The following is a 22,828-nucleotide window of genomic DNA, read 5'->3' as shown; positions in this document are numbered from 1 at the left end:
GGGGCTTGGACCGTGTGGAGATCGTAAGTACGTTCTTAAGCCTTCAGCGCCAGTTCCGCGTCAACGGCCTTCAGCACTTCCGCAAAGAACCCGTCAGCATGCGCGGAGTTGAGCCAGCGCACGATGACCACCAGCTTGCGCTCGGGCTCGATCCAGGTGAATGAACTGCCTGCGCCGATGGCGAAGTAGCTTGTCTCGGGCACGGACGGGAACACCTTGCGCTCGTGGTTGAGCCAGATGAGATAGCCGTAGTAGGGCGCCAATGCGCAGGGTTGCTGCATGCGGCGGATCCATTCGGCGGACAGCACCCGTTTGCCGTGCAGCTCGCCTTCGTTGAGCAGCATCTGACCGATCAGCGCCTGGTCCTCGCTGCTGATCGACATGCCTCCACCCCAGTGGGTGCCACCCGGAACCGCCTGCACGCGCTGGCCATTCAATTCGACCCACGCGTCATCGTAGCCCACCCAGTTCCAGTCGCTGCTCGCGCCGAGCGGACGCATGATGAATTCGTCGAACACGTCGCGCAGCGATCGGCCGAACAGATGCATCAGCGCGAGCGACAGCTGGTTGATGCGCACATCGTTGTATTCCCAGTAGGTGCCCGGAGTCTGCAGCGGTCGCGGATCGCCCTTGCGTCCATTGGGCGGTGTTCCGAAGGTGACGGCACGGTAGTGGTCGGCCTGATCGATGAGGCCGAAGTAGTCGCCCGTCCATTCGCTGGTCTGCTGCAGCATCTGGGCCCAGGTCACCTGCTTGTTGTGCGGCGTGTCGAAACCGATGCCCGGCAGGCGGCTGGAAATGGGCTCGTCGACGTCACGAATCAATCCCTGATCGAAGGCGACGCCGGCGAGCAGCGCCAGGTAGGTCTTGGCGACGCTGAACGTCAGATCCGCGCGCGTGGGCTCACCCCACGAGCGCCACTTTTCGCCGTTCACCAGCACGGTGCCCGACACCGGGCCGCGGTCATGAACCGGACCGCGCAAGCGATTCCAGGGTGGAGGGTCCTGCGGATGCACGCCCCAGTTGCCGGTGACTTCACGGTCCCAGGGACTTTCGTGATCCAACGCGAACTGCACGGCCCTGTCGAGGGATTTGTCTTTCATGAGCGCTCTCTTTCGTGGGGGTCATGTCAACGATTTCGGAAGCAAGTTGCGTCTGGTTTTTCGCCGAATCACCATTCGCTTTCAATGCTTCGAGTTTTCATTATTGCATTCAAAATGCAAATCCATGCCGATTCAAATGGTGCGTGGAAAGACTTTGAAGTGAATTCCGATCTATGGGATACGGCGGTTTCCCAATGATCTGCATGAGGGGTATTTACCTACTGTCAATATGGATGCGCGCCTCTAGCATTGAATGCAAAACGTGATTTCGACAACGTGAATGGGGTGATTGGATCGCCGCCAGTCACGTTGCAGCGAGTCCGGCGACAACGGTTTGAAACGCACTTGGAAGGGGATGTCGATGTCTGGTCCTGTGATGCATTCGATGGGCGCCGGAAGGCGCAAATGGTTCAACGCCCTTGCCGCAGGCCTTTGCGCAGCGGGGATGCTGGCGAGCACGGCGGCGCTCGCCGACAAGAAGAGTGACACGTTGAAGATGGCCTACGACCAGGCGCCAGAGAGCGTCGATCCGTACTACAACAACGTGCGCATCGGCGTGATCATCACTGCCAACGTGTGGGACACGCTTCTGTTTCGTGACCCCATGACGAACGAGTACAAGGGCCAGCTCGCCAAGAGCTGGAAGCAGGTGGATGACCGGACGCTCGAGTTCGAACTGCGGCAGGGCGTGAAGTTTCACAACGGCGAGGAGTTCGATGCGGACTCGGTTGTCTACACGTTGACCTTCGTCGCCGATCCCAAGAACAAGGCGGTGACGCAGCAGAACGTGAATTGGATCGAGCGCGTGGAGAAGCTCGACAAGTACAAGGTGCGCATCGTCAGCAAGACCACCTTCCCCGGCGCGAAGGAGTACCTCTCGACCACGGCCGTCATGCATCCCGCGAAGTACTACAAGGAGGTGGGACCGAGCGGCATGAACGCCAAGCCGGTCGGAACCGGGCCGTACAAGGTGGTGGAATACGTGCCGGGAAAATCCATTCTTCTGGAGAAGAACGCCGACTACTTCAAGGACTCACCCAAGACGCAGCCCAAAATCGGCAAAGTGCTGATCCGCTTCATTCCTGACCGGCAGACGCAGGTCGCGGAAGTCATCTCGGGCGGCGTGGATTTCATCATGCATGTGCCGCAGGATCAGGCGGAAAAGCTCAAGGCCATGCCTTCGGTGCAGGTGCAGAGCGGCAACACCATGCGCATCGTGTTCATGCAGATGAACATCCAGGACGGAACGCCTGCGCCTCAGCTCAAGGACGTGCGGGTGCGCAAGGCGATCGCGCACGCGATCGACCGGCAGGCCATCATCAAGAACATCGTGGGGCAGGGCTCGGTGCTGCTGAACACCATCTGCACGCCATCCCAGACCGGCTGCACGGACGAGGGCGCGACGGTTTTCAAATATGACCCGGCATTGTCCAAGAAGCTGTTGGCCGAAGCAGGCTTCCCGAACGGCTTCGACATCGACATCGTGGCCTACCGCGAGCGGCAGCAGACCGAAGCGATCATGAACTACCTGCAGGCCGTGGGCATCAAGCCCAAGCTGAATTTCATGCAATACGCCGCGATGCGCGAGATGATCCGCGCCAACAAGGCATCGCTCACGCACCAGACATGGGCTTCGAATCTGGTCAACGACGTGTCGGCCTCGACTCCCGTCTACTTCGGCTTCGGCAGCGATGACATCACGCGCGATGCCGAAGTGAAGGCGCTTCTCGACAAGGGCGATCACACCGTCGACACGGCGGCGCGCAAGGAGCACTACAAGCAGGCGCTGAACATCATCGCCGACAAGGCCTACGCGATACCGCTGTGGTCCTTGCCCGTGTACTACGTGGCAGGCAAGGATGTGAGCTTCAAGACCTATCCCGACGAGCTGGTCCGTTTCTGGGAAATGGGCTGGAAGTGAAGCGTACGAAGCGCACGAAGAGGACGTGACATGTTCGGGTACATCTGCAAGCGCGTCGGACTGGCGCTGTTGGTCGCGCTCACGGTTTCGGTTCTGGCGTTCTTTCTGCTGCATCTCTCCGGCGACCCGGCGATCGCCATGGCCGGGGAGGGTGCGCGGGAAGCCGACATCGAGGCCGTGCGCAAGGCCTACGGACTTGATCGGCCGCTGCTTGTCCAGTATGCCGACTGGGTGTGGAAGCTCCTGCACGGAGACTTCGGCACCTCGGTGTATTTCAAGACGGCGGTGGGCCCGCTGGTGTTCGACAAGCTCGGCGCCACATTGATCCTGGGTTTTTGTGCGCTGGGGGTGGCGCTGCTGATTTCGGTTCCGCTCGGCGTGCTTGCGGCCGTCTACAAGAACAGCTGGATCGACCGGATCTGCCTTGCGCTGGCGGTGCTTGGACAGGCGTTGCCCAACTTCTTCTTCGCGCTGCTGCTGATCATGCTGTTCTCCATTTCGCTCGGCCTGCTGCCTGTCTCGGGCAGCGACGACTGGCAGCATTTCGTGATGCCCGCCATCGCGTTGGGCTACTACGTGGCGCCTGCGTTCATGCGGCTGATCCGCGCGGGGATGATCGAGGTGCTTGGCGCGGACTACATCCGTACCGCGCGTGCCAAAGGTCTGCCCGCAGGCAAGGTGATCTTCAAGCACGCGCTTCGCAACGCCATCGTGCCGGTGGTCGCGCTCGCGGCCGTGCAACTGGGTTTTCTGCTGGGGGGCTCGGTGGTCATCGAAACCATTTTCGCGCTCAATGGCTTGGGTTATCTGGCCTATCAGAGCATCACCTTCAAGGACTTTCCGGTGATGCAGGTGATCGTGCTGATGCTGTCGGGAATCTATGTGCTGCTGACGCTGGCATCGGACATCGCGAACGCTTGGCTGGATCCTCGCATACGAGTCGCCTGAACAATGAACACCATGGTTTCTTCCGCTGCATCCAATGCTCCCGACATGCGACCGGCCAGGGCGGCCGCTCATCCTCTTCGACGTCTGTGGCGCAACAAGGCTCTGGCGATCGGTGGAGGCATGCTTTTGCTGATTCTTGCGCTGGCGCTGCTCGCTCCGCTGATCGCGCCACACGATCCGTATCTGCAGGATTTGAACCGGCGCACGGTGCCACCCGTCTGGTATGCGGGAGGCTCCTGGCAGAACCCACTGGGCACCGACCAGCTGGGCCGCGACTACCTCTCGCGCCTGATCTACGGTGCGCGCATTTCGCTGCTGATAGGGGCCAGCGTCGCGGTGATCTCGGGGCTGATCGGCACCACCATGGGCCTGCTCGCAGGCTACTTCGGCGGCAAGACCGACATGCTCGTGTCCTTTCTGGTCACCACGCGGCTGGCCATGCCGGTCATTCTTGTCGCACTGGCCACCGTGGCGCTGCTCGGCGGTTCGCTGTGGGTCATCATCATCGTGCTGGGGCTGCTCAAATGGGACCGCTTCGCGGTGGTCATGCGCAGCGCGACGCAACAGGTCCGTTCGCAGGAGTACATCGCCGCGGCCCAATCCGCAGGAGCCTCCACGTCGCGGATCATTCTGAGCGAGCTGCTTCCGAACGTCGTTCCGCAGCTCATCGTGATCGCCACGCTCGAGGCCGCGAGCGCCATTCTTCTCGAGGCGTCGCTGTCTTTTCTGGGGCTGGGCGTGCAGCCTCCGCTGCCCTCGTGGGGGTTGATGATTTCAGAGGCCAAGTCATACATGTTCTTCTCGTTCTGGCTCATCGCCATTCCGGGTACGGCGCTGGCACTGCTCATCTTCGCCATCAACCTGGCGGGCGATGGCCTGCACGAATGGCTGACGCCAAGTGAAAGGGCCGGGGCATGAGCGATGTGAACCAGACCCGTGGTGTCGGGCAGGAGCCGGTGCTTGACGTTCGGAATCTGAACGTCCACATCCAGACGCCCAAGGGGCCGCTGCACGCGGTGCGCGACGTGTCGTTTCAGGTCCAGCGTGGAGAGACGCTGTGTCTCGTCGGCGAGTCCGGCTGCGGAAAGTCCATGACCTCGCTTGCCATCATGGGCCTGTTGCCCAAGGTGGCCCGCCGCAGCGCGCAGCGGCTGGCGCTGGCCGGGGAAGATCTCATGCACGTCAGCGCGAAGCAGCTCAATGGATTGCGTGGCAACCGCATGGCGATGATTTTCCAGGAGCCGATGACCGCGCTGAATCCCGCCTACACCATCGGCGAGCAGCTCGTTGAACACTATCGGCATCATCGCGGTGCCACGCAGCAGCAGGCGACGGCCCGCGCGGTGGAGCTGCTGGAGATGGTGGGCATCGCGTCCGCGCGCCAGCGCCTCGGACAGTATCCGCATCAGCTCTCGGGGGGGCTGCGTCAGCGCGTGATGATCGCCATCGCGCTGATGTGCCAGCCCGAACTGCTCATCGCCGACGAGCCGAGCACCGCGCTCGATGTGACCATCCAGGCGCAGATTCTGCGGCTGCTGGCCGATCTGCAAAAGGAACTGGGACTGGCCATGGTGCTCATCACGCACGATCTGGGCGTTGTCGCGCGCATTGCCGACCGTGTGGGCGTGATGTACGCGGGGCAGGTGATAGAGAGCGGCGGTGTCGAGCAGATTTTCGCGTCGCCGCAGCACCCGTACTCGCAAGGGCTGATGAATTGCATACCGCTGCCGGGGCGTACCGTGTCGGGCGAACGGCTGGGCACCATTCCGGGAGTGGTGCCGTCGTTGATCGGCGACATCACGGGCTGCGCGTTTCGCGACCGCTGTGCCCATCGCTCGGACGCCTGTGCGCAGAGCATCCCCGAACGCGGATCGCTTCAGCATGGCTGGAGTTGCGTGCTGTCCGAAGGAGTCGCCGCATGAGTGCATTGATTCAGGCCAGTGAACTGAACCGCTCCTTCTCGGTGCATGCGGGACTGATGAAGCCCAAGCAGACGCTGCATGCCGTCAACGGCGTGTCGCTGCAGCTGCAGCGTGGTGACGTACTTGGCATCGTGGGCGAGTCGGGCTGCGGCAAGTCGACGCTGGCGCGCATGCTGCTCGGGCTGACGCCTCCCACGAGTGGCCACATCAGCATGGCCGGACAGGACATCGGCACGCTGAGTCGCAAGGAGCTGGCACGCCGGGTTCAACCGGTGTTTCAGGACCCTTATTCGTCGCTGAATCCGCGCAAGACCATCGCGTCCATCGTCGCTTTCCCGCTCGATGTCCATGGCATCGGAACCAAAGCCGAGCGCCGCGCAAAGGCCATCGACATGCTGGCCAAGGTGGGCTTGCCGGCGCGTCATGCGGACAGCACACCGGGACAGCTCTCGGGCGGGCAGCGCCAGCGTGTCGCCATTGCCCGCGCGCTGGTGATGAAGCCCGAGATCGTTGTCTGCGATGAACCGACGTCGGCGCTGGATGTCTCCGTGCAGGCGCAGATACTCAACCTGCTCATGGATCTTCGGGAAGAGTTCGGCTTGACCTACGTGTTCATCAGCCACAACCTGGCCGTGGTGCAGCACATCGCGACGCATGTCGCCGTGATGTATCTCGGCAGGGTCGTGGAATATGCACCCACGCAGACGCTGTTCCAGCAGCCGCGTCACCCCTACACGCAAGCGCTGCTCGCTTCCGTGCTGACGCCGGAGACGGGGCTCGGCATTCCGGACATGGGCCTGGGTCTGTCGTTTCCGGATCCTTTGCATCCACCGAATGGCTGCACGTTTCACCCACGCTGCTCGCAGCGACTGGAAATCTGCGACCAAAGGCGACCCGAGCTGCAGGTCGATTGCGCCGGATCGCCGGGAGAGGTTGCCTGCCACCTGCATCGTTCGACAACATCCGAGGAGAGGCTTTCATCATGAGCAGAGACAGCGCCATTGCGCAGGCCGCGCAGCATTTTGACGATGGGGGCTTCCGCAGCACACTGGCACGACGCGTCGCCATTCCCACCGAGAGCCAGAACAGCGACCGGGCGACCGAACTCAAGGCCTATCTGGAGCAGGAGATGCGGCCCGCCTTCGAGGCCATGGGCTTTGAGTGCGAGCTGCTGACGCACTCCAAGGCGCTGGCGCCGTTTCTGTTTGCGCAACGCATCGAAGATGAAAGTCTGCCGACGGTGTTCGGCTACGGACATGGCGACGTCATCCGCGGACTCGACAAGGAGTGGAAGTCCGGCCTCGCGCCATGGACGCTCAGCGAGCAGGAAGGCCGCTGGTACGGGCGAGGCATCGCGGACAACAAGGGCCAGCACAGCGTCAACATGGCGGCGATGCAGGCGGTGCTGAAGACCCGAGGGCGCCTTGGTTTCAACGCCAAGTACCTGATCGAGATGGGGGAGGAGACGGGCTCGGGCGGACTGCGCGAGCTGTGCACCGAGAACGCCGCGCGCTTTTCGGCGGATCTGCTGATCGCCTCCGACGGCCCCCGCTTGCGAGCCGAGCGGCCGACCTTGTTTCTTGGCTCGCGCGGCAGCCTGAACTTTGATCTGATGATCGAGGCGCGTGCGGGCGGTCATCACTCGGGCAACTGGGGAGGGCTGATCTCCAATCCCGGCATTCAGCTCTCGCATGCGATCGCCAGCATCGTGTCCCCTTCGGGGCAGATCCGGATTCCGGAATGGGTTCCTGAGCAACTGCCCGAGTCGGTGCGCAATGCGCTCAGCGATTGCGAGGTCGACGGGGGCGATGATGGGCCTCAGATCGAACCGGAATGGGGCGAGCCGGGACTGTCGCCCGCAGAGCGTGTTTTCGGCTGGTGCTCGTTCGAAGTTCTGGCCTACAAGACGGGCAATCCCGACACGCCCGTCAACGCCATTCCGCCGCGGGCATGGGCGCGCTGTCAGCTGCGATTCGTGGTGGGCATCGATCCACAGCAGATCCTGCCCGCGCTTCGTCGCCATCTGGATCGGCAGGGCTTTTCGATGGTGAAGATCGTGCCGACGCGCGAGGCGCTCTTCTCGGCAACCCGCATCGATCCCGAAGACCCCTGGGTGCAATGGGCGGCGTCCTCGATCAGCCAGACCAGTGGCAAGAAGCCTGCCATCCTGCCCAACCTTGGGGGATCGCTGCCCAACGACATCTTCACCGACGTGCTGGGCCTGCGCACCGTCTGGGTGCCGCACTCCTATCCCGGATGCTCGCAGCATGCGCCCAACGAGCACCTGCCACCCGAGCTGCTGCGCGAGGGCCTGCAGATCATGGCGGGCCTGTACTGGGATCTCGGGGCGGGTGGAACCCCGGCCAACTGAAGCCGGAAGTCGATGGTGCCGATCCGTCCCTTCACCCTGTCAGCGCGACGCCCGGTGCGGGAGATTTGCTGTGGGCCGAAGGTATTCAAATTGTTACATGGCGTTGTAAAAATTCCCTAGTAAACCCTGTCGATTGGTCTCCAAATGTGAGTATATGCTTCGCCATTGATGCGCAGATTCATTGCGCCAATGCACTCAGACAAGGAGACAAGATGCAGAGAGTTCGGTCACGGATGTGGACGCGTGGCCTGGGGCCTGTGGTGGTGGCGCTGGGAATGGCAGGCGGTGCGGCGGTGGCCCGTGCCGATATTCTGGTCGGGCAGACGACGGCGGTGACCGGGCCGGTGGCAGCCAGTGTGGGCGAGACGCTGGTCGGCGTGAATCTGTATCTGAACAGCATCAACGCCAAGGGCGGCGTGAACGGCGAGAAGATCAAGCTGATCACGCTGGACGACAAGTTCGAGCCTCCGCTGGCGGCCGAAAACGCCAAGCGGCTGATTGAGCAGGACAACGTGGTCGCGCTGTTCATGAGCCGGGCCACGCCCCACACGCAGGCCATCCTGCCGCTGCTGGCCAAGAACGGCATCGCGCTGGTGGCTCCTTCGACAGGCGCGATGGTCTTTCACCAGCCGGTGAATCCGCTGGTGTTCAATGTGCGCTCGAGCTATCAGGCCGAAACCGAACGCGCGGTGGAACATCTGCACTCCCAGAGTCTGAGCCGCATCGCCATGGTGCACGTGGACGACAGCTTCGGCGAGGACTGTCTCGCAGGCGCGATGAAGGGTTTCAAGGACACGAAGCTCGAACCCGTGGCGGTCATCAAGGCAGACCGCAGCAAGCCGGACTACGCGACGATCGTCCCTGAACTCATCAAGGCCAAGGCTCAGGCGGTCATCTGGATCGGCTCGAGCGTGGCCGTCAGCGACGGGGTGAAGGCGCTGCGCAAGGCGGGCTCGGCGATGCACGTGGTCACCGTGTCGAACAACGCCTCGTCGGGCTTTGCCAAGCAGCTTGGCGATGCGGTGCGGGGCGTGATCGTGACGCAGGTGTTTCCGAGCGAGCGCGCCATGGGCCTCGCGATCAACCGCGAGGCTGCCGCGCTGGCCAAGGCCGATGGCGGCGTGACGCTGTCGCCGTCGGTGATGGAGGGGTTCGCCTCGGCGAAGGTGCTGGTCGAGGGCCTGCGCCGCGCCGGCCCCAAACCGACGCGCGAGAAGGTGGTGGCCGCGTTGTCTGGCATGAGCCACTTTGACCTTGGCGGTCTGGAAGTGGGCTATGGGCCGGGCGATCGCACCGGGCTGAACTACGTGGACATGTCGATCATCGACGCCAAAGGTCAGTTTCTGAGGTAGCCGGAGACACTTTCCTGTCACTTTCTGTCCATGCCTTGGCGACGGTGCTCATCCGATATCAAAACAGTATCGGAATGACGATTTTTAGAATTGGACACTGACGGGAAGGGTATCGAACAATGCGCTGACAACTGGCACGACCAGATCAGGAGACAGCGCAGATGCAGACCCATTCACCGTACCAGGGCCCATTGGCGGGCGTGCGGGTGCTCGATCTTTCGAGCGTGATCTTCGGCCCGATGAGCAGCCAGGTGCTGGCGGACTACGGGGCTGAGGTCATCAAGATCGAGCCGCCCGCGGGCGATTCGACCCGCAACACCGGCCCGGCCCTCGAAAAGGGCATGGCCGCCATGTTTCTTGGAAGCAACCGCAGCAAGAAGAGCGTGGTGCTCGACCTCAAACGGCCCAGCGCGCAGGAGGCGCTGCAGGCGCTGCTCGCCACGGCGGACGTGTTCATGCACAGCATGCGGCCGCAGAAGCTCGCGAAGCTCGGGCTCGACAGGGACACGCTGCGCGCACGCTACCCGAGGCTCATCTACGTGGGGCTGCACGGCTTTGGCGAGGACGGGCCGTATGCGGGGATGCCTGCATATGACGACGTGATCCAGGGCATGAGCGGCCTGGCCGATCTGATGGACCGACAGATCGGCGAGGCGCGCTACCTGCCCACGATTGCCGCCGACAAGACCTGCGGGCTGGTCGGTGCGCACGCGATTCTTGCGGCCCTGTTCCAGCGCGAGCGCACGGGCGAGGGCTGTTTTGTCGAGGTGCCGATGTACGAGACCATGGTCGGCTTCAACCTCGTCGAGCATTTCTACGGTCAGCATTTCACGCCGCCGCTGAGCCCGCCCGGCTATCCCCGCGTGATGGCCGCATCGCGCAGACCCTACAGAACGCTTGACGGCTACGTCTGCATGATGCCGTACACCAACCAGCACTGGCAGCGCTTCTTCGAGGCCGTGGGCCAGCCCGCCATGGCAAGCGACGAGCGTTTTGCGAACCAGGCGGCGCGCACGCGCCATATCGACACGCTGCTTGACCTGCTCGGCAGCTTCGTCAAGCAGCGGAACACCGCGCATTGGCTGGAGGTCTGCGAGCGGCTCGAGATTCCCGCCGCCGCAGTGGCGAGACTTGAGGACTTGCAGAGCGATCCGCATCTGCGGGCCACGGACTTTTTTGTGTCGCTGCAGGACGAGGCCATGGGCGAGGTCCGCTTTCCGCGATCTTCGGTGCGCATGGACGGCCAGCAGGCCCCCATCGGCATGCCGCCGCGACTGGGTGAGCACACCGCTGAACTGCTGAAACAAGCCGGCCTCGGCGATGCGGCGATCGCCGCGCTTCATGACCATCACGACAAGGAGAACTGAACCATGGCGACAAGCAAGCCACCCAGCGCGCTGCAGCAAAGCACGCTGCCGAGTGCCGACCACCTGAACACCATTGTCCGCATGGGGCAGGGTGCGTACTGGCAGGACATCGCCGTCGGCCAGCAATGGCGCACCTTCCGCCGCACGATCACCGAAACCGATCTCGTCAACTTCATCAACGTGACGGGCATGCTGGAGGCCATCTTCATCGATGCGGAATTCGACGGCGGCGCGATCAAGGGCAGGCCCGTGCCGGGCGCGCTCACCTACACGCTGATCGAAGGCTTCATCCTGCAATCGATGATTCAGGGAACGGGCCTCGCGATGCTCGAGCTGCACCAGAAAATCCTCGGCCCCGTGATGGTGGGCGACACGATCCAGGCGCTGGTGGAGGTCACCGACATCCGCCCGACCAGCAAGCACAACCGCGCCGTCGTCACCTCACGAATCACCGTCTACAACCAGCGTCAGGAGGTCGTCATGGAATACACCGCCGTGCGACTGCTGGCAGGCCGCTGACACCGCGCAAACAGGCATCTTGATTTCCACCACGAACGAACGGAGACAGAAACCATGACCCATGCAACGACCACACGACGCCGGCACCTGATCCAATGGAGCGCGCTCGGCCTCGCGATCTGTGCGGCACCTCTCGCGGCGCAGGCCGCCGACGCCTGGCCCACCAAACCGATCACGCTGGTCGTTCCCTTCCCGCCGGGAGGCCCGACCGACATGGTCGCGCGCGTGCTCGCGCAGAGCGTGGGCGAGCAGCTCGGTCAGTCCGTCATCGTGGACAACAAGCCCGGTGCCAACGGCAACATCGGCAACGCGTTCGTCGCCAAGGCCGCGGCCGACGGCCACACGGTGCTCTACAACACCTCGTCGATCGCGCTGAGCCCGGCGCTCTACAAGAAGCTCAGCTACAACGTGAACACCGAGCTCGCGCCCGTCGCGCTGACGGCGGTCGTGCCGCTCGCGCTGGTGGTCAATCCCAAGATGCCGGTCAACACGGTGGCGGAGTTCGTGCAGCACGCCAAGGCGCAGAAGGGCAAGCTCTCCTACGGTTCGGCGGGCAACGGCAACGTCACCCATCTGGCGGCTTTTCAGGTGGTGCAGCACTTCGGCATCGAGGCCACGCACGTGCCCTACAAGGGCAGCGCACCGGCCGACGTGGATCTGGTCGCTGGGCAGATCGACTTCCTCACCGACACCATCAACTCCGTGTCCGCCTTCATCAAGGACGGCAAGCTCAAGCTGCTTGCGGTCTCCACGCCCAAGCGGCTTGCCAATTTCCCGCAGGCCCCCACGCTGGCCGAGAGCGGCATGCCGGGCTATGAGTCGGGCGCCTGGCAGGGCGTGATGGTCCCGGCCAAAACTCCCAAGGAGATCGTCGACAGGCTCAACGCGGCGTTCAACAAGGCGCTCAAGGACCCCGAGGTGCTCAAGAAACTGGCGATCCAGAGCACCGAGCCGCTGGGCTCGACGCCTGCCGAGTACGGCGCCTACATCAAGAAGGAAATCGCCCGCTGGGATTCGGTAGTCAAGAGCACGGGCGTTTCGCTGGATTGATTCGTTGCTGTGCCAAATATTGGAACATCGTGTCGACAAATGACGTTCCAAGCCCGCTTGCGTTATTCTTGGAGCCGACTGTGTGCCAAATATTGGAACATCGTGTCGAAAAATGACGTTCCAAGCCCGCTTGCGTTATTCTTGGAGCCGACTGGATGGAGCGACGGGCGGGGCCTTTGTCATTCCCGGCAACGCGGCTGGCGGTTTTTGATCCGTGGGTTGGAAGACCGCCGTTGCGCCTTGCTTTTATGATCGGTCGTTCAGCAATCTTTATCGACAACCATTGGTTCGCAAGGAAGGACAACAACAATGACGGAGATGACGGCGGAAGTACTGGCCCAAGTACGTGGCCAGGTGGGCTTCATCACTCTCAATCGCGCCAAGGCGCTGAACGCGCTGTCGCTCGGCATGGTGCGCGATCTGCTGGCCACTCTGCTGGCCTGGCAGAAGGATGAGAAGGTGCTGGCCGTCGCGATTCGCGGCAATGGCAAGGAGGGCGCGTTCGGCGCGTTCTGCGCGGGGGGCGACATCCGCTTTCTGCACAAGGCGGGCAGCACCGGCAACCCCGAGCTCGAGGATTTCTTCACCGAGGAATATGCGCTCAACCATCTGATCCACACGCTGGGTAAGCCCTACATCGCGTTCATGGACGGCATCGTGATGGGCGGCGGCATGGGCATCAGCCAGGGCGGTTCGGCACGCATCGTGACCGAGCGCACCAAGATGGCCATGCCCGAGACCATCATCGGTCTGTTTCCCGACGTGGGCGGCGGCTATTTCCTCTCGCGCTGCCCCGGCCGCGTGGGCGAGTGGCTGGCGCTGACCGGTGACACCATCAACGGCGCCGACGCCATCGCCTACAAGCTGGCCGACGGCTTCATGCCGGCCGACAAGCAGGCTGGCGTATGGGAGCAGCTCGGCGCGGAAAAGTTCGCGAACGGCGCGGCCGTGCAGAAGTGGGTCGAGTCACAGTATGTGGCGGCGGGCGAGGGCGGCATCGGCAATCGCGCGCACATCGACAAGTACTTCGCGCTGCCGACGGCGGTGGAGATCGTCCAGGCGCTCGAGAAAGATGGCGACGAGTGGTGCCAGAAGACCGCCGCGGCGCTGCGCAAGCGCTCGCCGCTGATGCTGGAAGTGGTGCTCGAGCAGATCCGCCGCGCGCGCGACATGACGCTGGCCGAGGACCTGCGCATGGAGCGCGACATGGTGCGCCACTGCTTCTTCCTGCGCCCCGGTCAGAGTGAAACCATCGAAGGCATCCGCGCGCTGGCGGTGGACAAGGACCACGCGCCGAAATGGAACCCCGAGCGTGTGGAAGACGTGAAGCGTGACGTGGTCGAGGCCTTCTTCAAGAGCCCCTGGCCCGCCCATTCGCATCCGCTCGCCGCTCTGGCATAAGCGCAAGGATTGATCCGCAAAGCAAAACAGCTCCCGTCGGGAGCTGTTTTTGTTGGCGTCGGCGCCGTGCGGACGGCCGCGCTCAGCGGTGGCGGCTCTTCATTGCGCGCTCGACCTCGCGCTTGCCTTCGCGGTCCTTGATCACGTCGCGTTTGTCATGCTCGGCCTTGCCCTTGGCGAGCGCGATGTCGCACTTGGCGATGCCGTTCTTCCAGTGCAGGTTGATGGGCACGAGCGTGTAGCCCTTTTGCTCGACCTTGCCGATCAGGCGCTTGATCTCTTCCTTGTGCAGGAGCAGCTTCTTGATGCGCGCGGCGTCGGGATTCACATGGGTGGAGGCAGTGCGAAGCGGGTTGATCTGGCAGCCGATCAGATAGAGCTCGCCTTCCTTGATGACCACGTAGCCGTCAGTCAGTTGGGCCTTGCCTTCGCGCAGCGCCTTCACTTCCCAGCCGTGCAGGACCATGCCCGCCTCGTAGCGTTCCTCGAAGAAATAGTTGAAGCTCGCCTTCTTGTTGTCGGCAATGCGTGACGATGTTTCTGGTTTTTTGGTTGCCATGTTCAATAGATGCGGCGCACCCGGGAGGTTTCAATGTCCCTTCCGGCTATCACCCTGAGGGAATAAGCTCTCTCTACAATAACGGGTTGTCGTCTCGCAATTCTTCGATTTTAGTTCGTTGCGCCGAAAGCCCCCGGCACCCGGTGCGATGAACTGATTTCCTGCCAGCTCCTTGGAGCGTGTTGACGATCTCCGCGCGGTCTTGCAGGCGCGGCCTCGGGTGGTCTGCCGCGTTGCAAATCCTCGCAATGGCACGAGCTGTTGCTGCGGTTTGCGCCCTGCAGTTCTTCCCGATCCGCATCCGGCAAGCCTCGCATTGAGATCGCAAACACGCTCTGAGCCAGCAGACCCGTGAAATTTTCATGAAAACAGTCAGCAAATCCGTTCTGATCTGGTACAGCCCAGAGGAAATGTTCAATCTCGTCACCGATGTGGCCAAGTACCCGGAGTTCCTGCCGTGGTGCGACTCCGCGAAGGTGCTGGAGGTCGACGAGCAGGGCATGACCGCCGAGGTCGGCATGTCGCTGGGCGGATTTCGCAAGTCCTTCATCACCCGCAACACGCACGAGCTCAACCGCCGCGTCGGCATGCGGCTCGTGAAGGGGCCGTTTTCCAAGCTCGAGGGCGACTGGTATTTTCACCCTGTGGGCGATGGCTCGCAGCGCGCCTGCAAGGTGGAGCTGCAGCTGACCTACGGTTTTGACAGCATGGCGCTGGCCGCGATCGTCGGCCCGGTGTTCGACAAGATCGCGGGTTCGATGGTGGACGCCTTCATCGCGCGTGCCGAGAAGGTCTATGGCTGAGCTGCGGGTCACCGTCGTCACTTCGGCCAAGGCCGGTCAGACGCAGGAATGGGCGCTCCAGTTGACGCCGGGCGCGACCGTGCAGGACGCCCTCAAGGCCTGCGGTCTGAACGCCGCCGATGCGGCCTATGCGGCCAGCATCTGGGGCAAAGCCGCAGCGGCGCAACGCCGCCTGCACGATCAGGACCGCGTGGAGTGGTGCCGCGCGCTCAAGGTCGATCCCAAGGTGGCGCGCCGCGAGCGCTTCGCCAGCCAGGGCAGCCGCGGAGCGGGGCTGTTCTCCAAGCGCAGGGCGGGCGCGAAGTCGGGTTACTGAACCGTTTTTTCGATTGGAAGTGATCCTGAGGCTCGGCCGGAGAGCGTGTTGACGATCTCCACACGGTCTTGCAGACGCGGCCTGCGATTCGGCGGCCGAGCCGGGTGGAGTTATGGCGTCACAACTTCGATCTGCGTGATCAGCATCGCGCCGTTTTCGCGTTCGACGTGAAAGCGTACCTTGTCGCCTTCCTTGAGCTTGGTGAGGTCGGTCGGATTCTTGGGCGTGAACACCATGCTCATTGCGGGCATGTTCAGGTTGGCGATGGCGGCGTGGCGGATGCTGACCTTGCCGGCGGCAAGATTGACGCGCAACACCTCGCCGTCGGTCATCACCTGGGCGCTGTCGGCCGTTGGCGCGGCAGCGGCAGGTTCTGACGCGTGGCTCATGTCGTGGCCCGCATGGTCCGTGGCGGCGGGGGCCTGTGCCTGTGCCTGTGCGCTGACCGCGAACAGGGCGGACATCAGGAGCGAGGCGACTGTGGTGGCGGTGGCGGTGGCGGTGGCGATGGAGCGTGGAGTGGTGTGCTTCATGAGGTTTCGGGCCGAGGGCCGTTTCCTTGTTGTGTGGTTTTCAAAAAATGGACTGACAAAAAGCGATCAGCGATAGCTCGTGAACACGCTCGTGGAGACGTCGCTGTTCATGAGGTTGCGGGTGACAAGCAGCACGTCGTACGGGTCCTTGCGGCCACCGTAGTCCGGGCCGTCCATGCCGGGGCTGCCCACGGGCATTCCGGGCACGGTGAGGCCGAGCGCCTTGGGCTTTTGCTTGAGCAGCTTGTGCACGTCGGACGCGGGCACATGGCCTTCGAGCAGGTAGTTTCCAACGAGCGCCGTGTGGCACGACCCCAGCCGTGTGGGCAGGCCGAGCTTGGCGCGCGCGGTCGTGTTGCCGCTGTCGTGCACGGTGACGGTGAAGCCGTTGTCTTCCATGTGCTTGATCCAGTCGACGCAGCAGCCGCAGTTGGGGTCTTTCCAGACCTCGACCGCGATTTTTTCGGGCTTGCTGGCGAGCGCCGGTACGGCGGCCAGCGCTAGGCTGGCGGCGATGCCGGTCATGAGGCGGCGGCGTGGGAGGTCGGATGGGAGATGGGTTGCTGTGTTCGACATGGTTGGGCTCCTTGAAGCGTGAATCGTGAATCGTGAAATGGGGTGTGTGGAAGGCGCTCTGGCATCACTGCGTCACCGTGAAAGTGCCGCGCATGCCCGCCTGAAAATGGCCTGCGATGAGACAGGCGAAATCGAAGGTGCCCGCGCGGTTGAACTGCCAGACGAGGTCTTCGCGCTTGGCTGGAGCGACATGGGCCATGTAGGGCTCGGCGTGCTCCATCTCGGGAAACTTGAGCATCAGATCCGCATGCTCCTTGAGCGACTCCGCGGTGCCGAGCACCACCTCGTGCATGACGACGCCCTTGTTCTCGACGCGCAGGCGCACGGTCTCGCCGCGCTTGACGCTGAAGTGATCCGGCGTGAAGCGCATGTCGTCGGTCATGCGCAAGGTGATGGTGCGCCGGGCCTTGTAGGCGTCTCCGGCGATGCCCCAGTCCTTCTGCTCTTTGGTGGCTGGCGCGCTGGATGCATGGCTTTCATTGCCGTGCGAGAACGCGGCGGAGGACAGCGTCAGGAGCGCTGCGGCCGTGAAAAACGAAAATCGGTTCATGGTGTGCACCCCTCGGTTCAATGATGTGAGCCGTGGCCGCTGTCTGCGCCCGGCTTGCGCACGGACGGCGCGCTCGGCGCCTTGCCCGGCGCCGTCTGGCGCGGCGCGCTGGAGTCGAGCGGTGCGCCCGTCCATTCCTGCGCGACCGTGCCCTGCGGATGCTTGAACCAGCCGGGATCGCTGTAGTCGTTCGCACCCAGCTGCGCGCGCACCTTGAGCGTGGTGAACATGCCGCCCATCTCCAGCGGGCCGAACGGGCCGGTGCCGGTCATCATCGGGAAGGTGTTGTCGGGCAGGGGCATTTCCATCGCGCCCATGTCGGCCATGCCGCGTTCGCCCATCACCATGTAGTCGGGCGCGATCTTCTGGATCTTCGAGACCAGTCCGCGATGGTCCACGCCGATCATCGTCGGCACGTCGTGGCCCATCGCGCCCATGGTGTGGTGGCTCTTGTGGCAGTGCATCGCCCAGTCGCCCGGCTCGTCGGCGATGAACTCCATCTGCCGCATCTGGCCCACGGCCACGTCGGTGGTCACCTCGGGCCAGCGCGCTGTTCTGGGCACGGGGCCGCCGTCGGTGCCGGTCACTTCGAATTCATGACCGTGGATGTGGATCGGATGGTTCGTCATCGTGAGGTTGCCCACGCGCATGCGCACGCGGTCGCCCTGTTTCGCGACCAGCGGGCTGATGGCGGGAAACACGCGGCTGTTGAAGGTCCAGATGTTGAAGTCCGTCATCTCGTTGACGCGCGGCGTCATCGCGCCGGGCTCCACGTCAAAGGCCGAGAGCAGCCACGCGTAGTCGCGGTCCACGTTGGCGATCAGCGGATGGGCGGCCTTCGGGTGGGTGATCCACAGGCCCATCATGCCCATCGCCATCTGGGTCATTTCGTCGGCGTGCGGGTGGTACATGAAGGTGCCTGGACGGCGCGCGACGAAGTCGTAGACAAAGGTCTTGCCGGGAGCGATGTGCGGCTGGGTGAGCCCGCCCACGCCGTCCATGCCGTTGGGCAGGCGCTGGCCGTGCCAGTGGATGGTGGTGTGCTCGGGCAGGCGGTTGCTCACGAAGATGCGCACCCGGTCGCCCTCGACCACCTCGATGGTCGGGCCGGGGCTCTGGCCGTTGTAGCCCCACATGTTGACCGAGAAGCCGGGCGCGACCTCGCGCACCACCGGCTCGGCCACCAGATGGAACTCTTTGACACCGTGGTTCATGCGCCACGGCGTGGTCCAGCCGTTGAGCGTGACCACGGGGCGGTACGGCCTGCCGTTGGGCGGCACCAGCGGAGCGGCGGTCTCGGCCGACGACTGGCTGGCGGGTTCGGGCAGCGCGGCCATGGCGACGCGGCTGACGGATGCGGCGGCCACTGCGGTGGCGGCGCCTGCGAAGAAAGTGCGGCGTTGCATGTCAGTGGCCTCCGCTTTCGTTGTTGTTGGTGTTGTTGTTGGATGTGGTGCTCGCGAGGGGCGCGATGCCGCCCGGCGAGGTGCCGGTCAGCGCGAGCTGCAGATCGGTCTCGGCCAGCCAGAAGTCGCGCTGCGCGTTGGTGGCGTTGACCACCGCCTGCGTGGTGGTGCGGGCCTGCGCGAGCAATTGCCACACGCTGTCGAACATGCCGTTGTAGCGCAGCACGGTCTCGTCCTGCACCAGCTTGGCGAGCGGCAGCACCTCGGCCTGCTGTTGATGCGCGAGATCCCAGGCCGTACGGTAGCGCGACCAGCTGGTGCGCGATTCGCTGCGTGCCCGAAGCGCGGCGGATTGCAGTTGCGCGGCGCTGCGCTGCACTTCGGCACGCGTTTTCGCGGAGGCCGAACCGCCCCAGTCGAAGATCGGCAGCGGAAGCTCCAGCTCCCAGCCGCGCGTCTTCTCGACATGGCCGCTCTCGCGGTCCTTGGCACGGTTGTGGGAGTAGCTCGCGCCGATGTCGCCAAACACCGCACCGACCCGCGACCAGCCGCTGCGTTCCGCCGTCACGTCCAGATCGCGACGCAGCGCGCGCAGATCGAGCCGCTCGCGCAGCGCGGTGGCTTCCGCGTCGTCGCCCGCGCGCAGCTCGTTGGCCGTCTTTGGAATCGCGGGCAACTGCTTGGGCAGCTCGAACGCCGTCTGCGTGCCCCACACGCCCATCAGCCGCGCGAGCTGTTCGCGCTCCAGCGTGGCGTTCAAGCGGGCACGCGCCAGCTGCGCCGCGGATTCCTGCGCAATCGACAGCTCGCGCGCCTGCTGCAGCCGGTTGAAGTTGCCGACCGCCGCCATGCGCCGCGCCAGCTCGGCACCGAGCTGGGCCGCGTCGCTCATCGTCTCGTTGGCGGCCAGCGCCTGCTCCGCCGCTACCGCGCGCAGCCAGGCGCGGCGCGTGTCGGCCGCCAGCGTCAGCACGCTCTGCGATGCCTGCAGCGTGGAGCGCTCCATCTGCCAACCGAGCCAGCGCGAACGCCAAGGCAGGGTGATGATGTTGACCAGACCGAACGCCAGTTCGCGCTCGTACTCGATCTCGTGCGCGTTGGAAAAGCGGCCGAGCGTGAGCGTCGGATTGAACAGCGTCAGCGCCTGCGCGCGCTCCGCATCCTCGACCGCAAGGCTGGCGAGCTGCACCTGCAGATCAGGATTGTTCAAAAGCGCGATGCGCACGGCCGTGTCCTGATCGACGGGCTTGAGCAGCCATTCGCTGATGCGCTTTTGCTCGTCAGCCTTGGCATCGCCTTTGGCCGATGGCAGTTGCGCATCCTTGGGCAGGCGGCTTTGCGTCTGCTCCTGCACATCGCCACGCAGCCCATCGGGCGACACGCTCGCGCAACCCGCGAGCACCAGCGCGGCGGCCAGCACGGAAAGACGTCGCATGGTCATGGCTTGCCTCCGTGCTGGTGGTGCTGATGTTGTTGATGATGCTGGTGTTGATGCATGGGCATCGTCATGGGCATCGGTTTCTGCACGGGCTTTGTCGCTGGTTGCGGCTGCTGCTGTTGCTGTTGCTGCGCCTCCCATTGAAGAACGTCCGCGTGCCCGTTCGGAAACTCGGCCACGGCCTGGTTGGCGGCGCTCCAGCTGCCCGGCTGGCGAACGATGTCACCACTGGCTTGCAGGGACTGGTGCTCGAGCGGCAGCGTGGGCGCATTCGCGTCCAGCGCGTTGGAAGTGGGATGGTTGTTTTGGGCGTGGGCCGATGTGGCGGGGGCGAAGCCGATCGCGACCGCGACCGTCACCGACAGCATCAACGCCAGATGAATGCAGGAATGCGCAGGGCGCATGGAGATCTCCTGAAGGCTGGTTCAAACACTCAGCGACCACCTTGTCTTGCCTGCAAGGGCAAACGGCGGACGCACTTCGGGTATGAAAGCTCAGAAGATGGGTGGTTTTGCCACCTGTGCAGACTGCGCGCTCACAAAGCGCGTGGCGCGCTCGATCTGCGGGGATTGCGGCGCGTCTCCGGTGGAGACCACCAGCTCCGCCGTCGCATGCAGCGAGGAATTGCAGATGTCGCAAGCCGAGCACGAAGCCCCGGTGTGCTTGCTCGTGCCGCAGCTTTGCATGCGCGGCTCGTCCACGCAGTGATCGGCAGCGGCCGAGACTGCGGACGATGCGATGGACATTGCCATGTCGTGGTGCTGCACGGCTTCCAAGCCATGCAGGCCGTGGTGCTCATCCGCATGGGCAGCTGACACCGGTTCGGGCTGATGGTGCATCGCCACCGGCATCACTCCCATGGCCATGGCGTCGCCCAGCAGGCCCCGAAGGACCAGCATGAGAACGAGAACCGTGGAGAAAATGCGGCGCATGGGGGTAATGATAGCCCGGCTTGGGAGAAAGTTCCTGAACAGGTTTGAATAGGCGTCGACCTGCCGAAGCAGTTTTCTGCACCTTTTCCATACCATCGCTCACATGGTGCGATGACCTCGAAATCACCGCGTGATTCAACGCTTGGTTCCGTGTGCCCCACACTGCAATCGCTGGGAGCAGCGCTACCTCGTTGTCATTGCAAGCTTGGCTGCAAGCGCCGCAAATGCGGCGGAAAAGCCGCGCCGCATCCATTTCTGCACCGTGGCGCTCGAGACAACATGCCGCCGTACGGCCGCAGCAAAAGCGCCGTACATGGCAAACACAATGAAGGTCATCAGCATGAAGGCGAGGCTCAACTCCACCATTTGCCTTACCGGAGAACCCTCGTCAATGCGGACGAACTGGGGCAGAAAGGCGAGAAAGAAGATGGACAATTTGGGGTTGAACAGATTGATGAGCACCGCTGAGACGATCACCTGCCGTGCATTTTTGTCGGTTGGTTGCTCGCTCACTGTGAACATGCCCTGCTCGCGATACATGCTCCAAGCCATGTAGAGCAGATAGAGAACACCCAGATACTTGAGAATTTGAAAGGCGGTAGCGCTGGTCTGGAGCAATGCGGCCAGCCCGCTGATGGCTGCCAGCGTGTGGGGAATGATCCCTAGCGTGCACCCCAAGGCCGCAACAACGCTAGCGCGCAGGCCGCCCGAGAGTCCGCTGGCCACGGTGTAGAGGGCGCCCGTGCCAGGTGAGGCGACGATGATGAGAGCCGTGAGCAGAAATTCGAGTGTCATGGCCTTGCCTCGTTGCGTGGCATTGGCGTGATGCAAGAGCGCATGGCGGGTATCTCCGATGGTGCTGTGGTTTTCCTGCTTAATGTGCCCGAGCCGCACCGCCGGTGTCTTGAATGAAATTGCAGTTCAGCCCATTGCTGCGGCGTATCGCCCTGGAGAGATGCCGTATGAGCGCACAAAAAGACGCGTCAGATGGCTTTGGTCTGCAAAGCCAGCGCTGTGCGCTGCATGGATGAGCGTGGCGCCTGATGCGATCAGGCGCCGTGCCATTTGCAATCGACGTTGGACGAGGTAGGCGTGTGGGGTCAGTCCCGTCATGCTGGAAAAGCCACGGATCAGCTGAAATTGACTGACTCCCGCCATGTGTGCGAGCTCATGAAGCGTCACGGGTGATGCCGGTGCGTCGTCAATCCGGGTGCGGGCACGCTCGATACCCGGGGGTGTTGACCGCGGAGGAGTCTTGCCGACTTGCTCCATCAGCGGTTGGAGAAGCAGCAGGAGCTGTTCATCCGTCTCTATTTCGCTCAGTGCTGCGCGCGGCGTGGTCTCGGTACGGAACAGCGAAAGCAGCCGGTGTGCGCTGACAGGGTCGCGCCGCGCAGGTTGGGAGAACTCGGCATGGGAAGCCCGTCCATCGGTCATCTCGAAGATGCCGCCGCTCAGTACATGCGGGTCGAAATACAGCATCTGCCAAGCACGCCCCTGGTCTCCCAATGGCGTGCCATCGTGAACCTCGCATGGGTTGACGGTGATGACGTCGCCCGCTTGTGCCTCAACCATGCCGCGCCCGCTCAAGGACTTCTGAGCTCCGCGAAGAACGACGCCGATCCCGTATTGGTCGTGCATGTGGCGTCCGAAGGCATGCGTCGTGTCGGCAGTCACTGCCGTCACGCCTTTCGTGCCACAGGGGCTTATGTTGAACGAGCCATTTTTCATCAGGTCTGGAAGGGGTTGACGATGCCGGGC

The 22,828-nt window shown here is 63.5% G+C and carries 24 protein-coding genes; 13 read left to right on the top strand and 11 right to left on the bottom strand.

Annotated elements, in window-relative coordinates; translation table 11 throughout:
• Window positions 1-35: 35 nt before the first annotated feature.
• Window positions 36-1,103, bottom strand: a complete 1,068-nt coding sequence (locus ISG32_RS10175) for a serine hydrolase domain-containing protein (protein WP_194770881.1) — start codon at window positions 1,101-1,103, stop codon at window positions 36-38.
• Window positions 1,104-1,548: 445 nt separating this feature from the next.
• Here ISG32_RS10175 and ISG32_RS10170 point away from each other — a divergent pair, with 445 nt between their 5' ends.
• From ISG32_RS10170 to ISG32_RS10120, 11 genes are all read left to right on the top strand, one after another.
• Window positions 1,549-3,024 carry an ABC transporter substrate-binding protein gene (locus tag ISG32_RS10170; RefSeq protein WP_228529702.1) on the top strand — a complete coding sequence of 492 codons (1,476 nt, stop codon included), beginning with the start codon at window positions 1,549-1,551 and terminating at the stop codon, window positions 3,022-3,024.
• Between the two features lie 30 nt (window positions 3,025-3,054).
• Window positions 3,055-3,972 (top strand): ABC transporter permease, encoded by a 918-nt coding sequence (locus tag ISG32_RS10165; RefSeq protein ID WP_194770880.1) that lies wholly within the window; start codon window positions 3,055-3,057, stop codon window positions 3,970-3,972.
• Window positions 3,973-3,975: 3 nt separating this feature from the next.
• Complete coding sequence (locus tag ISG32_RS10160; RefSeq protein WP_194770879.1) at window positions 3,976-4,890, top strand: ABC transporter permease; 915 nt, start codon at window positions 3,976-3,978, stop codon at window positions 4,888-4,890.
• On the top strand, window positions 4,887-5,894 hold the full coding sequence (locus ISG32_RS10155) for an ABC transporter ATP-binding protein (RefSeq protein ID WP_194770878.1): 1,008 nt from the start codon (window positions 4,887-4,889) through the stop codon (window positions 5,892-5,894). Before ISG32_RS10160 ends, ISG32_RS10155 begins: the two co-directional genes overlap by 4 nt.
• Complete coding sequence (locus tag ISG32_RS10150; protein ID WP_194770877.1) at window positions 5,891-6,880, top strand: ABC transporter ATP-binding protein; 990 nt, start codon at window positions 5,891-5,893, stop codon at window positions 6,878-6,880. The genes ISG32_RS10155 and ISG32_RS10150 overlap by 4 nt, the downstream gene beginning before the upstream one ends.
• Window positions 6,877-8,265, top strand: a complete 1,389-nt coding sequence (locus ISG32_RS10145) for a M20 family metallopeptidase (RefSeq protein WP_194770876.1) — start codon at window positions 6,877-6,879, stop codon at window positions 8,263-8,265. Before ISG32_RS10150 ends, ISG32_RS10145 begins: the two co-directional genes overlap by 4 nt.
• Window positions 8,266-8,477: 212 nt before the next feature.
• Complete coding sequence (locus ISG32_RS10140; protein ID WP_407645043.1) at window positions 8,478-9,617, top strand: ABC transporter substrate-binding protein; 1,140 nt, start codon at window positions 8,478-8,480, stop codon at window positions 9,615-9,617.
• 161 nt (window positions 9,618-9,778) lie between these two features.
• Window positions 9,779-10,984: a CaiB/BaiF CoA transferase family protein gene (locus ISG32_RS10135; RefSeq protein ID WP_194770875.1), complete on the top strand. Its 1,206-nt coding sequence runs from the start codon at window positions 9,779-9,781 to the stop codon at window positions 10,982-10,984.
• An 81-nt stretch (window positions 10,985-11,065) separates the two neighbouring features.
• Window positions 11,066-11,503 (top strand): MaoC family dehydratase, encoded by a 438-nt coding sequence (locus ISG32_RS10130; protein ID WP_228529735.1) that lies wholly within the window; start codon window positions 11,066-11,068, stop codon window positions 11,501-11,503.
• Window positions 11,504-11,557: 54 nt separating this feature from the next.
• Window positions 11,558-12,553: a Bug family tripartite tricarboxylate transporter substrate binding protein gene (locus ISG32_RS10125; RefSeq protein WP_194770873.1), complete on the top strand. Its 996-nt coding sequence runs from the start codon at window positions 11,558-11,560 to the stop codon at window positions 12,551-12,553.
• Window positions 12,554-12,862: 309 nt separating this feature from the next.
• Window positions 12,863-13,954: an enoyl-CoA hydratase/isomerase family protein gene (locus ISG32_RS10120; RefSeq protein WP_194770872.1), complete on the top strand. Its 1,092-nt coding sequence runs from the start codon at window positions 12,863-12,865 to the stop codon at window positions 13,952-13,954.
• Window positions 13,955-14,036: 82 nt separating this feature from the next.
• Here the strand turns inward: ISG32_RS10120 and smpB are convergent, their stop codons facing one another.
• The gene (smpB, locus tag ISG32_RS10115) at window positions 14,037-14,513 is read right to left on the bottom strand and encodes an SsrA-binding protein SmpB (RefSeq protein WP_194770871.1); all 477 of its coding nucleotides are present in this window, start codon (window positions 14,511-14,513) and stop codon (window positions 14,037-14,039) included.
• A 362-nt stretch (window positions 14,514-14,875) separates the two neighbouring features.
• Between smpB and ISG32_RS10110 the strand changes: the two genes are divergently transcribed.
• Both ISG32_RS10110 and ISG32_RS10105 read left to right on the top strand, forming a co-directional pair.
• Entirely contained in the window at window positions 14,876-15,316 is a 441-nt protein-coding gene (locus ISG32_RS10110) for a type II toxin-antitoxin system RatA family toxin (protein WP_194770870.1), read from the top strand.
• A complete protein-coding gene (locus ISG32_RS10105; RefSeq protein ID WP_194770869.1) occupies window positions 15,309-15,632 on the top strand; it encodes an RnfH family protein in 324 nt (107 codons plus the stop codon). The genes ISG32_RS10110 and ISG32_RS10105 overlap by 8 nt, the downstream gene beginning before the upstream one ends.
• Window positions 15,633-15,742: 110 nt before the next feature.
• Here the strand turns inward: ISG32_RS10105 and ISG32_RS10100 are convergent, their stop codons facing one another.
• The 9 genes from ISG32_RS10100 to ISG32_RS10060 form a co-directional block, all read right to left on the bottom strand.
• Window positions 15,743-16,165 (bottom strand): copper-binding protein, encoded by a 423-nt coding sequence (locus ISG32_RS10100; protein ID WP_194770868.1) that lies wholly within the window; start codon window positions 16,163-16,165, stop codon window positions 15,743-15,745.
• Between the two features lie 66 nt (window positions 16,166-16,231).
• The gene (locus ISG32_RS10095) at window positions 16,232-16,741 is read right to left on the bottom strand and encodes a DUF411 domain-containing protein (protein WP_407645042.1); all 510 of its coding nucleotides are present in this window, start codon (window positions 16,739-16,741) and stop codon (window positions 16,232-16,234) included.
• Between the two features lie 64 nt (window positions 16,742-16,805).
• Window positions 16,806-17,291: a cupredoxin domain-containing protein gene (locus tag ISG32_RS10090; RefSeq protein WP_194770867.1), complete on the bottom strand. Its 486-nt coding sequence runs from the start codon at window positions 17,289-17,291 to the stop codon at window positions 16,806-16,808.
• A gap of 17 nt (window positions 17,292-17,308) precedes the next feature.
• Complete coding sequence (locus ISG32_RS10085) at window positions 17,309-18,697, bottom strand: multicopper oxidase family protein (protein ID WP_194770866.1); 1,389 nt, start codon at window positions 18,695-18,697, stop codon at window positions 17,309-17,311.
• A gap of 1 nt (window position 18,698) precedes the next feature.
• Window positions 18,699-20,132: a TolC family protein gene (locus tag ISG32_RS10080; protein WP_194771026.1), complete on the bottom strand. Its 1,434-nt coding sequence runs from the start codon at window positions 20,130-20,132 to the stop codon at window positions 18,699-18,701.
• 2 nt (window positions 20,133-20,134) lie between these two features.
• Window positions 20,135-20,539 carry a hypothetical protein gene (locus ISG32_RS10075; protein ID WP_194770865.1) on the bottom strand — a complete coding sequence of 135 codons (405 nt, stop codon included), beginning with the start codon at window positions 20,537-20,539 and terminating at the stop codon, window positions 20,135-20,137.
• 90 nt (window positions 20,540-20,629) lie between these two features.
• Window positions 20,630-21,067, bottom strand: a complete 438-nt coding sequence (locus tag ISG32_RS10070; RefSeq protein ID WP_194770864.1) for a hypothetical protein — start codon at window positions 21,065-21,067, stop codon at window positions 20,630-20,632.
• A 183-nt stretch (window positions 21,068-21,250) separates the two neighbouring features.
• Window positions 21,251-21,862, bottom strand: a complete 612-nt coding sequence (locus ISG32_RS10065; protein ID WP_194770863.1) for a LysE family translocator — start codon at window positions 21,860-21,862, stop codon at window positions 21,251-21,253.
• Between the two features lie 126 nt (window positions 21,863-21,988).
• Complete coding sequence (locus ISG32_RS10060) at window positions 21,989-22,798, bottom strand: helix-turn-helix transcriptional regulator (protein ID WP_194770862.1); 810 nt, start codon at window positions 22,796-22,798, stop codon at window positions 21,989-21,991.
• Window positions 22,799-22,828 lie beyond the last annotated feature (30 nt).

The sequence above is a fragment of the Diaphorobacter caeni genome, assembly GCF_015354245.1.
In the GTDB taxonomy this organism is placed as follows: Bacteria; Pseudomonadota; Gammaproteobacteria; order Burkholderiales; family Burkholderiaceae_C; genus Diaphorobacter_A; species Diaphorobacter_A caeni.
The sequence above is the reverse complement of the archived record's forward strand: the minus strand, read 5'-3'. Positions and strand labels throughout refer to the sequence as shown.